The organism is Apilactobacillus apinorum (genome assembly GCF_001281175.1).
Lineage (GTDB): Bacteria > Bacillota > Bacilli > Lactobacillales > Lactobacillaceae > Apilactobacillus > Apilactobacillus apinorum.
In genome coordinates this window covers 200,270-212,406 of record NZ_KQ440396.1, presented here as the reverse complement: position 1 = coordinate 212,406, position 12,137 = coordinate 200,270, and the positions used below count along the sequence as shown (strand labels likewise).

General features: G+C 32.1%; 12 protein-coding genes. All 12 read left to right on the top strand.

Annotated features, from left to right (window positions below; genetic code table 11):
- The first annotated feature begins 60 nt into the window (after positions 1-60).
- The 12 genes from RZ74_RS03745 to RZ74_RS03690 all read left to right on the top strand — a co-directional run bounded on the left by RZ74_RS03745 (position 61) and on the right by RZ74_RS03690 (position 12,124).
- Positions 61-504 carry a GatB/YqeY domain-containing protein gene (locus RZ74_RS03745; protein ID WP_053950118.1) on the top strand — a complete coding sequence of 148 codons (444 nt, stop codon included), beginning with the start codon at positions 61-63 and terminating at the stop codon, positions 502-504.
- A 113-nt stretch (positions 505-617) separates the two neighbouring features.
- Entirely contained in the window at positions 618-1,586 is a 969-nt protein-coding gene (locus tag RZ74_RS03740) for a PhoH family protein (protein ID WP_053950117.1), read from the top strand.
- A gap of 18 nt (positions 1,587-1,604) precedes the next feature.
- On the top strand, positions 1,605-2,084 hold the full coding sequence (gene ybeY / locus RZ74_RS03735) for an rRNA maturation RNase YbeY (protein WP_053950116.1): 480 nt from the start codon (positions 1,605-1,607) through the stop codon (positions 2,082-2,084).
- Positions 2,068-2,457 (top strand): diacylglycerol kinase family protein, encoded by a 390-nt coding sequence (locus tag RZ74_RS03730; RefSeq protein ID WP_237756925.1) that lies wholly within the window; start codon positions 2,068-2,070, stop codon positions 2,455-2,457. The genes ybeY and RZ74_RS03730 overlap by 17 nt, the downstream gene beginning before the upstream one ends.
- A 16-nt stretch (positions 2,458-2,473) precedes the next feature.
- Positions 2,474-3,382: a GTPase Era gene (gene era / locus RZ74_RS03725; RefSeq protein WP_053950114.1), complete on the top strand. Its 909-nt coding sequence runs from the start codon at positions 2,474-2,476 to the stop codon at positions 3,380-3,382.
- 20 nt (positions 3,383-3,402) lie between these two features.
- Positions 3,403-4,164, top strand: coding sequence for a DNA repair protein RecO (gene recO / locus RZ74_RS03720; RefSeq protein WP_053950113.1), 762 nt, complete (start codon positions 3,403-3,405; stop codon positions 4,162-4,164).
- A gap of 275 nt (positions 4,165-4,439) precedes the next feature.
- Positions 4,440-5,372 (top strand): glycine--tRNA ligase subunit alpha, encoded by a 933-nt coding sequence (gene glyQ, locus RZ74_RS03715; RefSeq protein ID WP_053950112.1) that lies wholly within the window; start codon positions 4,440-4,442, stop codon positions 5,370-5,372.
- Positions 5,372-7,450 (top strand): glycine--tRNA ligase subunit beta, encoded by a 2,079-nt coding sequence (gene glyS / locus RZ74_RS03710; protein WP_053950111.1) that lies wholly within the window; start codon positions 5,372-5,374, stop codon positions 7,448-7,450. Before glyQ ends, glyS begins: the two co-directional genes overlap by 1 nt.
- 119 nt (positions 7,451-7,569) lie before the next feature.
- Positions 7,570-9,405 (top strand): DNA primase, encoded by a 1,836-nt coding sequence (gene dnaG, locus RZ74_RS03705; protein WP_187291393.1) that lies wholly within the window; start codon positions 7,570-7,572, stop codon positions 9,403-9,405.
- Positions 9,406-9,422: 17 nt separating this feature from the next.
- Positions 9,423-10,535 (top strand): RNA polymerase sigma factor RpoD, encoded by a 1,113-nt coding sequence (gene rpoD, locus RZ74_RS03700; protein ID WP_053950109.1) that lies wholly within the window; start codon positions 9,423-9,425, stop codon positions 10,533-10,535.
- A gap of 87 nt (positions 10,536-10,622) precedes the next feature.
- Complete coding sequence (locus RZ74_RS03695) at positions 10,623-11,318, top strand: tRNA (adenine(22)-N(1))-methyltransferase (RefSeq protein WP_053950108.1); 696 nt, start codon at positions 10,623-10,625, stop codon at positions 11,316-11,318.
- Positions 11,319-11,320: 2 nt separating this feature from the next.
- Entirely contained in the window at positions 11,321-12,124 is an 804-nt protein-coding gene (locus RZ74_RS03690; protein WP_053950107.1) for a Nif3-like dinuclear metal center hexameric protein, read from the top strand.
- The last annotated feature ends 13 nt before the right edge of the window (positions 12,125-12,137 follow it).

Sequence of the window (12,137 nt, the reverse complement as noted above, 5' to 3'; positions counted from 1 at the left end):
AAACGTTCCTGTTATTTCAGGAGCGTTTTTTTTGCTAAAAATCGAAAGAAGGAATTTATAATGAGTATTGCTAATAATTTAACTGAAGATTTAAAGACTGCTATGAAGGAACACAACAAGGTTGCTTTAAACGTAATTAGATCACTAAAAACAGCCCTAACTAACGAAAAAGTTTCAGTAGGTCATGATTTAACTGATGAAGAAGAACTTACAGTTATTACTCGTGAAGTTAAGCAAGTTAAGGAATCAATTGCTGAATTTAAAAACGGTGGTAGAGATGACTTAGTTGCTGAACAAGAACAACAATTAGAAGTTTTAAGTAAATATGCCCCAGAACAAATGTCAAAAGAAGAAATTGATAAAGTTGTTGAAGAAACAATCAGTGAAGTTGGCGCAAGTGCTATGTCAGACTTTGGAAAAGTAATGGGTGCTATTATGCCTAAAGTTAAGGGTAAAGCTGATGGAAACGAAGTAAACCAATCAGTTAAAGCACATTTAAGCTAGAAATAACTAAAAGTATGATTACATCATGCTTTTTAATACATATTAATAACTTTTTTAAACTAAAAAGTTGTGCTAATATTTGATTATAAAAATGAAAAAAAGGAGTCGCTATATTGACAGAAAATACTGAAGTAACCAAAGAATTCATCATTCATAATTTAGATTTTGAACCTAAGCTATTAGGCGCACAAAATAAATACGTTACAATTCTTGAAGAGGGTATGGATGTTTCTATTAATGCTTTCGGGACAAATGTTAAAGTGTCCGGAAGTGAGGACGATGTTAATAAAGTTATCTCAATTTTTAAAAATTTAATGGACTTAATTCAAAACGGAGTTACGTTAAATAGTAGCGATATCGTATCTGCTATGAATATGGCAAAAAATGATACTTTAAGCTATTTTAAAGATCTATACAATCAAATATTAATTAAAGATTTTAAAGGCAAACCAGTAAGGGTTAAAAATTTTGGACAACGTCAATATGTTCAATCTGTAAAGAGAAATGACATAACGTTTGGTATAGGTCCAGCCGGAACTGGTAAAACATATTTAGCGGTAGTTATGGCTATTGCTGCGTTAAAACATGGTGATGTAGAAAAAATCATCCTAACTAGACCAGCCGTTGAAGCTGGCGAAAGCTTAGGATTTTTACCCGGTGATTTAAAAGAAAAGGTCGATCCATATTTAAGACCGATTTATGATGCACTTCATTCAATTTTAGGTAGAGAACATACTGCTAGATTGATGGAAAGAGGAGTAATCGAAATTGCTCCTTTAGCTTATATGCGTGGACGTACATTGGAATCAGCTTTCGTTATTTTGGATGAAGCTCAAAATACTACTACTGCTCAAATGAAGATGTTCTTAACTCGTCTTGGATTCGGTTCTAAAATGATTGTTAATGGAGATATATCTCAAATTGATTTACCTAAACATGCAAGTAGTGGTCTGGTTCAAGCACAAACCATTTTACAAAACGTTGATAAAATTAGATTTGTAACATTTGATTCAAAGGATGTTGTTAGACATCCAGTAGTTGCTAGAATTATCGATGCATATTCTGAATATCAAAATAAATAATCAAACAGGAGTAATTAGATGGACTTAGAAATTTACGATAAAACTAAAGATGGTGTTGATGAAAAACACATCGAGTTGGTAAAAAATGTTCTTCAATTTGCAAGCAAGCAATTGAATTTAAAGGATAATACTGAAATGTCAGTAACATTTGTTAACAATGATGAGATTAAAGAAATCAATAGCAAATATAGAGGTGTAGATCGTGCCACTGATGTTATTAGTTTCGCAATCGAAGATGGAGAGGACGAATTTCCATTAATCATGGATGATGAAATGGCTGCAGAAATTCCAGAAAATATCGGAGACATTTTTGTATCAATTGATAAGGTCGCAGAGCAAGCTGAATTTTTAAATCACTCTTACGAAAGAGAACTAGGTTTCTTGGTAGTTCATGGATTCTTACATTTAAATGGTTATGATCATATGAAACAAGAAGATGAAGATATTATGTTCCCACTACAAAGAAAGATAATGGATGACTATGGCCTTGAAAGATAAAAAAGAGCCTAGTAAGAATCGTAACTTTATTGAGTCATTGAAACATGCAATTGATGGCTTAATTATTCTATGTAAAACAGAACGTAATTTTAGAATTCATCTTTTGATTTCAGTTATCGTAATTGTTTTATCTATTGTTTTAAAAATTAAATCTGAACAATGGATATGGATTCTATTAGCAATTTTTATTGTTTTAATAGCAGAGGTAATTAACACTTTATATGAATCGATAGTTAATTTAATCGTTGGTCAAGAGTATAATAAAATAGCTAAAAAAACCAAAGACGTCGCAGCTGCAGGAGTTGTAATTGCATCAATTTTTGCAATTATTATAGGATGCATCGTTTATATCCCAATAATATTGGAATTGTAATTTATGGAGGAATATTATGGAATTTGATCCAAACTTTCACTCAGGATTTGTAGCAATTGTTGGTCGACCAAATGTCGGTAAATCAACATTTTTAAACAGAATTATCGGACAAAAAATTGCCATTATGAGTGATAAAGCACAAACTACTAGAAATAAAATTCAAGGTGTTTATACAGATAATGATTCACAAATCGTTTTTCTAGATACACCTGGAATTCATAAACCAATTAATAAATTAGATGACTTTATGGAAAAATCTGCTTTTTCTGCATTAAAGGAAGTTGATGCTGTTTTATTCATGGTTAGTGCAACAGAAACTAGAGGAGCAGGAGATAACTTCATTATTAATCGCTTAAAAGAAATTGATAAGCCTGTTTATTTAATCATTAATAAGATTGATGAAATTAATCCTAATAAATTACTAAGTATTATGGATATTTACAAAAAAGCGTTAGATTGGAAAGAAGTATTTCCAATTTCCGCTCTTCAAGGAAATAATGTGGATGAATTGATGGCCAATTTAAAAGCACTATTACCTGCTGGACCACAATATTATCCTGAAGATGAAGTTACTGATCATCCGGAACGATTTATTGTTGCCGAATTAATTAGAGAAAAAATATTGATGTTGGCTAGAGATGAAATTCCATACTCAATCGCTATTGATATTTTAAGTATGAAGACAAATGAAAATGGTAATGTTGATATTCAAGCTGATATTTTAGTTGATAGACCTGGCCAAAAAGGAATTTTAATCGGTAAGCAAGGTTCAATGTTGAAAAAGATTGGAACATTAGCTAGACAAGATATCGAAGATTTATTAGGTAGTAAAGTCTACTTAAAACTTTGGGTTAAAGTTCATCCAGGATGGAGAAATGAATCTTCAGTGCTTAAGTCATTAGGTTACAAGAAAGATAACTACTAAGAAAATGGTTGGTGAACAGAATGGATTCACAAACTTACATGAATTTTCATGGCATTTTATTATATCGGCGTGATTATAAAGAAAATGATATGCTTGTTAAATTTCTAACAGCTGAATCTGGAAAAAAGATGTTTTTCATTAGAGGAGCGCGTAAAAGAGGCTTCAAAATGATGGCTGATATTTTACCATTCACGTATGGAACATACTCGGGGAAAATAAATAACGAGAATCTTTCATATATTTATAGTGGATTAGATACCAGTCACTATGAAAATATAAGTGAAGATATCTTTCTTAATGCATATGCTACTTATATTATGTCTTTAATTGATACAGCTTTTGAAGATTCTGTACCAATTCCATTTTGGTTTAATCAGTTATTTGCAGCATTACGATTCATTGATAATGGAGTCGATCCTGATGTAATCACTAATATCATGGAAATTCAATTATTAGATGTGTTTGGGGTAAAACCCGAATTAAGAGGATGTAGTGTCTGCGGTAGAAATGATTTAAATTTTGATTATTCTGAATCATATGGTGGATTAATATGTCAGAATCACTTTCATCTAGATGAAAACAGATTACACTTAGACCAAAAAACAATCTATTATTTAAGAAGATTTTCAATTATAGATTTAAATCGTTTAGGAAATGTGAACGTCAATGAGACCACTAAGGTTAATTTACGTAAGTTACTAGATAAAATATATTCGGATTCAGTTGGAATTCATTTAAAGAGTAAAAAGTTTCTGGATCAAATCAACAATTTGAAATTATAGAATTGATTTTTTGGTTTTACTAAACTATAATTAAATTAATTAAATACGAATGGTAATGACAGAAGAATGTTACTAATATTTTTTCAGCGAGAATAGGTTGGTGTAAGCTATTCAATACTTTAGTAATTGGCACTTTTGGAACCAAACAAATCAAGCTGCTGATTAATTTCAGAAGTAGGGTGGAACCGCGAATAATCGTCCCTATGTAATTGGTATTTTATATACTTTTTACATAGGGATTTTTTATGCCATTCGTTTTACTAGGAGGAAATAAAATGACAGATAAGTTGTCAATGCAAGATATTATTTTAAAACTACAACAATACTGGTCATCACAGGGTTGTATGCTAATGCAAGCTTACGATACTGAAAAAGGTGCCGGAACTATGAGTCCATACACATTTTTAAGAGCTATTGGTCCTGAACCATGGAACGCTGCATATGTAGAACCATCAAGAAGACCTGCTGATGGTAGATATGGTGAAAATCCTAACCGTTTATACCAACATCATCAATTCCAAGTAATTATGAAACCTTCTCCTGAAAACATTCAAGAATTGTACTTGGATAGTTTAAAGGAATTAGGAATTAATCCTGAAGAACATGATATCAGATTCGTTGAAGATAACTGGGAAAATCCTTCAATGGGTTGTGCCGGTGTTGGTTGGGAAATTTGGCTTGACGGAATGGAAGTGACTCAATTTACTTACTTCCAAATTGTCGGTGGTCAAGAAATGAATCCTGTAGCATCAGAAATCACTTACGGTCTAGAAAGACTAGCTTCATACGTTCAAGATGTTAACAATGTTTTTGAACTTGAATGGAGTGATGGTGTTAAATACGGTGATATTTTCAAAGAACCAGAATTTGAACACTCAAAATATAGTTTCGAAGAAAGTAATCAAGACATGCTTTTGAAGATGTTTGATGATTTTGAAGAAGAAGCTAAAAAGCAAATTGCTAATGGATTAGTTCATCCAGCATATGATTATGTTCTAAAATGTAGTCACACTTTTAATCTTTTAGATGCCCGTGGAGCTGTTTCTGTAACAGAACGTGCCGGCTACCTTTCAAGAATTAGAAGAATGGCTAGAGAAATTGCTAAAGCATTTATTGCTGAAAGAAAGAAGCTTGGCTTCCCATTGATTAAAGATGAAAAATTAAGACAATCACTGCTACAAGATGATGAAAACAAGGAGGAAAAATAATGGCTCATACATTTTTATTTGAAATTGGTCTAGAAGAAATGCCTGCACATGTTGTAACACCAAGTATTGACCAATTAGTTAAAAAGACACAAGAATACTTGAAAGAACAAAGAATCGACTTTGAAAGTATCAAGCCTTATTCAACTCCTAGAAGATTAACAATTCAAATTACTGGATTGGCTGATAAACAAGAAGATATTAACGAAACAGTTAAAGGTCCTGCTAAGAAAATTGCTTTAGATGATCAAGGCAATTGGTCTAAAGCAGCAATTGGTTTTACCAAGGGGCAAGGCGTAAGTACCGATGACATTACTTTTAAGGAAATTAAAGGTACTGAATATGTATTCGTTGAAAAGCATATTGCTGGAAAAGATGTTAAAGAAGTCTTAATGGGATTAAAAGATGTTGTTACAAGCATGAACTTCCCAACTCTAATGAAATGGAACGTTTATCGTTTAGATTTTATTCGTCCAATTAGATGGATGGTTGCTTTACTTGATGATGAAGTTCTACCAATTAAAATTTTAGATGTTACAGCTTCAAATGTGAGTCGTGGACATCGTTTCTTAGGTACTGACACTACAATCAACTCTGCTGATGAATACGAAGCAAAATTAAGAGATCAATTTGTTATTGTTGATGCTAATAAGAGAAAAGAAACAATTGTTGAACAAATCAAACAAATTCAAGATGAAAACAATTGGGTAATTAACATTAATAAAGGACTTCTAGAAGAAGTTAACAACTTAGTAGAATGGCTTACAGCTTTCTTTGGTAAGTTTGAAGAAAAATATCTTCAATTACCATCAGAAGTATTAATTACTTCAATGAAGGATAACCAAAGATTCTTCTACGTTACTGATAAAGAAAACCAAATCTTACCTTACTTCATCTCAGTAAGAAATGGTAATAAGGATTTCATCGAAAACGTTATCGCTGGAAATGAAAAGGTTCTTACAGCTAGACTAGAAGACGCAATGTTCTTCTACCAAGAAGATCAAGCTAAAGACATTGATTTTTACGTTAATAAGCTTAAGAAAGTTAGCTTCCATGATAAGATTTCAACTATTTTTGAAAAGATGCAACGTGTAGAACAAATTGCGTCAATCATTGGTAAAAAGGCAAACTTATCTGATCAAGAATTAACAGATGTAAAACGTGCTGCACAAATTTATAAATTTGATTTAGTTACTGGAATGGTTGGAGAATTCTCTGAACTACAAGGTGTTATGGGTGAAAAATATGCTCTAATTAAGGGTGAAAATGAATCTGTAGCAACTGCAATTAGAGAACACTACATGCCAATTTCAGCTAGTGGTGATCTACCTGAAACTAAGGTAGGGTCAGTATTATCATTAGCTGATAAGTTTGATAGTATTTTAACTTTCTTTGCCGCAGGGATGATTCCTAGTGGTTCAAATGATCCATACGCACTTAGAAGACAAGCTAACGGAATTGTTAGAATCGTTAAAAACGAAAAGTTAAACTTTAATCTTGCTGAATTAATGAATGAATTAATTAGTGCAGAAAACGATGCCAATGTTGCTCCTGAATTAGATCAAACAAAGGAAATTCCAGAAATTGTATCATTCATTAAAGATAGAATTGTAAAACAAATGAAATCAGAAAATATTAGACACGATATTATTGATGCTGCTGGAAATTCACAAAATGACAATATTGAATTTATCTTTGATGTTGCATCTGTTTTAGAACAACATAAAGATGATGAGGAATTTAAGGAATCAGTTGAAGCATTAACTCGTGTTCTTAGAATTTCTGAAAAGAGTGATTTTGCAGAAGATGATTTAAACATCGATGAATCACTTTTTGAAAATGACTCTGAAAAATCATTACATGCCGCAGTAGAATCAATCAAGAATGATTTCTATACTCTAGGTGCTAATGACGAATATACTAAGTTATTTAACCTTAAGAATGATATTGAAGGATACTTTGACCAAACAATGGTTATGTCTGATAATGAAGCAGTTAAGAATAACCATTTACGTGAATTAACTAAGCTATCTAATATGATTAAGTGGTTCGCTGATTTCAATCAACTTATTGTTAAATAAAATTGATAGACAATGCTATTAAGCGTTGCTAAAATGTTGTATAATAGTTTTCCATGTTTAAAATAAAAGTCGCACTAAATTGGTGCGACTTTTATGGGTGAAAAGGAGATATGATGCCAATGATTCCTGAAGAGGTAATTGAACAAGTTAGGAACGAAACCAATATTGCTGATATTATTGGTCAATTTGTTGCTCTTAGAAAATCAGGTAGTAATTTAATGGGATTATGTCCATTTCACGATGAAAACAGTCCATCATTTTCTGTTAATGAAGATAGACAATTATTTAAATGTTTTGGTTGTGGAAAAGGTGGTAATGTTTTCACCTTTATGATGGAACTTGAAAATTTAACATATCCAGAGGCGATTTTGAAAGTCGCTGACATGAGTGGAATTGAAATATCTGATCAATACAAGCAAAACAATAGTCAAAAACCTAAAATGAATTCAACTGAAACTAAGTTGATTGAGATGCATGAAAAGTCCGCTGAGGTATATCATCATATTTTGATGAACACTGAATTAGGACAAAAGGCTCTAGATTATCTACATGATCGTGGCTTAACTGACGATACTATTAAGTATTATCAAATCGGGTTTGCACCTAACGATAATGTTATAAATCGTTTCTTAGTTGAACAAAAGTTTGAATATCAAGATATGCGTAAGTCTGGATTGTTTCTTGAAGACGATGAAGGAAAACTGAGAGATAGATTTTTTAATCGAATTATGTTTCCAATCAAAAACGAATTTGGTTCTATAATTGGTTTTTCTGGAAGAGTTTTAAATAAGGAAGATTCCACGGCTAAATATTTAAATAGTCCAGAAACAGACATTTTTAATAAAAGGGATGTTTTGTTTAACTTATCAAACGCTAAAGCAGCGATTAGAAAGAAAGACGCTGTTATACTTTTCGAAGGTTTTATGGATGTTATTTCAGCTTATCAATCAGGTATTGAAAATGGAATTGCTTCGATGGGAACTAGTTTAACTAATGACCAAATCAAAGTAATCAATAGACATTGTAACAGCGTATATGTTTGTTATGACGGTGATGCTGCTGGTCAAAATGCGATTAATAGGGCGCTTTCATTGTTAGGAAATTCAAGTCTAACTTTAAGAGTTATTCAAATGCCAGAAGGTATTGATCCTGATGAATATCGTAAGCAGTTCGGTGAAGAAAAATTTGCTGATTATATGAGTAAATCAATAGAATCTCCTATATCATTTAAGATGAGATACTATAAGTTAAATCGAAATTTAGATAATGAAACTGATAAATTTAGCTACATTCAAGATGTGCTAAAAGAAGTTGCTAAAGTTGATCAACCAATTGAAAGAGATCTTTATATAAATCAATTAGCGGATCAATTTAATCTAAATAAAAATGATTTAACAATGACGATGAACTCGTTCATTCAGAAAAATGATGCAGTTAACCGAGTTAATTATGCTAGAAATGGTAAGAATGATAATAATGCTCAGATGATTGCACCTATTCAATCAGTTAGATACAGATCTAAAGTTGAAATGGCTGAATTATACCTGTTAAATCGAATATTAATGTCACAAGAGCTATGGCAACGGTTAATGAGTGTCGATGGATTTGCATTTGTCGACGTTGATTATCAATTGTTATATAACTTGGCACAAGAATATATGGCTACACATGATGAGTATAATTCGGCAGAGTTTCAAGATTTTATTAAAGAAGAAAAGCTTAGAAAATTATTGATTGATATTGAAATGTTGCAAATAAATGATTCTCCATCTGTTGATGAAGTGGATGACTATGTTAATATAATAATGAACGAAGCTCCGATTGATTCACAGTTGAAACAAAAGCAAATCGAATTAAATGAAGCTAAACAGCTTGGTGATATTGATAGACAAACTGAAATAGCTATGGAGATTATCCAGTTACAAAAGCAAAAGAACCTAGGCGGTCGTGCTTAATCATAGGAGGCATATAAATGGCTGAAAAGAAATTAACCAAAAAAGAACTAAAGGAATCAACTGATGCTTTAATCAAAAAGCAAAAAAAGGTTGGTCATGTAACATATGATGATGTTAATGACACAATTGCAGTTCCTTTTAAATTATCTAAGACTGATATGTATGAGTTATTAGAAAAAATCGAAGATGCTGGTATTAGTGTCGTTGATGAAAATGGTGAACCAGATCCAAGAGCACTTGAAGCTGCAAAGAAAGTTACTCAAACTGAACTAAAAAATACAGCATCTGCTCCTACAGGTGTAAAGATTAATGACCCTGTTAGAATGTATCTTAAGGAAATTGGTCGTGTACCTCTTTTAACCGCCGAACAAGAAGTTAACTTAGCACTTAGAATTGAAGAAGGCGACGAAGAAGCTAAGCAAGAATTAGCTGAAGCCAACCTTAGATTGGTAGTTTCTATTGCTAAGCGTTATGTAGGAAGAGGGATGCAATTCCTAGATTTAATTCAAGAAGGTAATATGGGATTAATGAAAGCGGTAGAAAAGTTTGATTACCGTAAAGGATTCAAGTTCTCAACTTATGCAACTTGGTGGATTAGACAAGCAATTACTCGTGCAATTGCCGATCAAGCAAGAACAATCAGAATTCCAGTCCACATGGTTGAAACAATTAACAAGTTAATTCGTATTCAACGTCAATTACTTCAAGATTTAGGTCGTGAACCTACACCTGAAGAAATTGGTGCCGAAATGGATATGCCAACTCAAAAGGTAAGAAGTATCTTGAAGATTTCTCAAGAACCAGTTTCTTTGGAAACACCAATTGGTGAAGAAGATGATTCACATTTAGGTGACTTTATTGAAGACCAAGATGCAACTAGTCCAGCTGACCACGCTGCATATGAATTGCTTAAAGAACAACTAGAAGGCGTATTAGATACATTAACTGACAGAGAAGAAAATGTTCTTAGATTACGTTTTGGATTAGATGATGGCCGTACTAGAACACTTGAAGAAGTAGGTAAGGTGTTTGGCGTTACTCGTGAAAGAATTAGACAAATCGAAGCTAAAGCACTAAGAAAGTTGCGCCACCCATCTAGAAGTAAACAATTAAAAGATTTTCTTGAATAATCAAAAAACAGATAGCGATGCTATCTGTTTTTTATTTATAATTCCAGTTATAATATAATTAATTATATTAGTAGAAAAGGTGCTTTTATGGACGCAAATAATTTATCACAAAGACTAAAAACTGTAGCTGATTTTGTTCCAAAAAATAGTAGGGTAGCTGATATTGGTTCTGATCATGCCTATTTACCAGTGTATTTGATGAAACAAAATCAAATCGAATTCGGTATCGCTAGTGAGGTAGCCAAAGGTCCGCTTGAAAATGCCAAGCAAGAAATTTTGTCAGAAGGACTTTCAGATAAAATTGATACTAGATTAGCCGACGGACTTTTATCAATCAATAAAGAAGATAATATAAATTGTGTTACCATTGCAGGAATGGGTGGAACATTGATTCGTCAAATTCTTGATAATGGGAAAAACCATCTTAACGGTAATGAAGTATTGGTGCTACAACCTAATGTTGGAGAAAATCGTTTAAGAACATGGTTAATGAATAATCATTATGAAATCAAAGATGAAACCATTTTAAGAGAAGATGGTCATACTTATGAAATAATTGTTGCTGAAAAAGTAAATCATGATGTGAAATATTCAGAACAAGAATTGCAATTTGGTCCATTCTTATTAAAACAACATTCTGAAGTTTTTGTTGAAAAGTGGCAAAATGAAATTAACCGTATTGAAATGGTAATTGATCAAATGAATCAAGCCAAAAAAGAGAAACCAATTGAAAAAATTCAAAAAATGAAGGATGACATTAACTCAATTAAAGAGGTGTTATAAATATGAACGCTAGTAAATTGATTGAACAATTTGAAAAATTCGCTCCTAAGAGTATTGCGGTTGACCATGATCCAATCGGGTTACAAATCGGTGATGTCAATCAGGATATTCATAAGGTTTTAGTGACTTTGGATGTTAGACCTGAAGTGGTAGACGAAGCAATTGCAAATAATTGTGATATGATTTTTTCACATCATCCAGCTATGTTTAGACCTGTTAAAAACATGGATTTATCAATTCCCCAAAATGCAATGTATGCTAAATTAATTAAAAATGATATTTTAGTTTATTCAGCTCATACTAATTTGGATAATGCTGAAGGTGGAATGAATGACTGGTTAGCTGAAGCAATGGATTTAAGAAACGTTGAAGGTTTAGTCAGCCAAGGAATTTATAATGATAACGAGTATTTTATGGGTAGAATTGGAGATTTAAAGGAAGAAACCACAGTCTATGAATTTGCCCAAAAGTGTAAAGAATTTTTCAACGTTGATGGATTAAGATTAATTAGTCATCAAGATGATCATAAAGTAAAAAGAGTAGCTGTTTTAGGTGGCGATGGAGGAAAGTTTTATTCTATCGCACAAGAAAAAGGAGCAGATGTTTATGTAACTGGAGATGTGTATTATCATGTTGGACATGATATGATTGCAGATAACATGTCAGTAGTAGATCCTGGTCATCATATTGAAAGCATTTGTAAACCATATTTATGCGAAATGTTCAAAGAGTGGTCAAAAGAGTTTGATTGGCCAATAGATGTGATAGAATCTAATATAAACACTGATCCATATCAATTTATTTAAGGAGTGTACATTA

What these genes read in the sequence shown, in the direction of transcription:
- RZ74_RS03690 (WP_053950107.1), top strand. Translation starts at nt 11,321, where the DNA reads ATGAACGCTAGTAAATTGATTGAACAATTTGAAAAATTCGCTCCTAAG.
- RZ74_RS03745 (WP_053950118.1), top strand. Translation starts at nt 61, where the DNA reads ATGAGTATTGCTAATAATTTAACTGAAGATTTAAAGACTGCTATGAAG.
- era (WP_053950114.1), top strand. Translation starts at nt 2,474, where the DNA reads ATGGAATTTGATCCAAACTTTCACTCAGGATTTGTAGCAATTGTTGGT.
- recO (WP_053950113.1), top strand. Translation starts at nt 3,403, where the DNA reads ATGGATTCACAAACTTACATGAATTTTCATGGCATTTTATTATATCGG.
- dnaG (WP_187291393.1), top strand. Translation starts at nt 7,570, where the DNA reads ATGATTCCTGAAGAGGTAATTGAACAAGTTAGGAACGAAACCAATATT.
- glyQ (WP_053950112.1), top strand. Translation starts at nt 4,440, where the DNA reads ATGACAGATAAGTTGTCAATGCAAGATATTATTTTAAAACTACAACAA.
- glyS (WP_053950111.1), top strand. Translation starts at nt 5,372, where the DNA reads ATGGCTCATACATTTTTATTTGAAATTGGTCTAGAAGAAATGCCTGCA.
- ybeY (WP_053950116.1), top strand. Translation starts at nt 1,605, where the DNA reads ATGGACTTAGAAATTTACGATAAAACTAAAGATGGTGTTGATGAAAAA.
- rpoD (WP_053950109.1), top strand. Translation starts at nt 9,423, where the DNA reads ATGGCTGAAAAGAAATTAACCAAAAAAGAACTAAAGGAATCAACTGAT.
- RZ74_RS03695 (WP_053950108.1), top strand. Translation starts at nt 10,623, where the DNA reads ATGGACGCAAATAATTTATCACAAAGACTAAAAACTGTAGCTGATTTT.
- RZ74_RS03730 (WP_237756925.1), top strand. Translation starts at nt 2,068, where the DNA reads ATGGCCTTGAAAGATAAAAAAGAGCCTAGTAAGAATCGTAACTTTATT.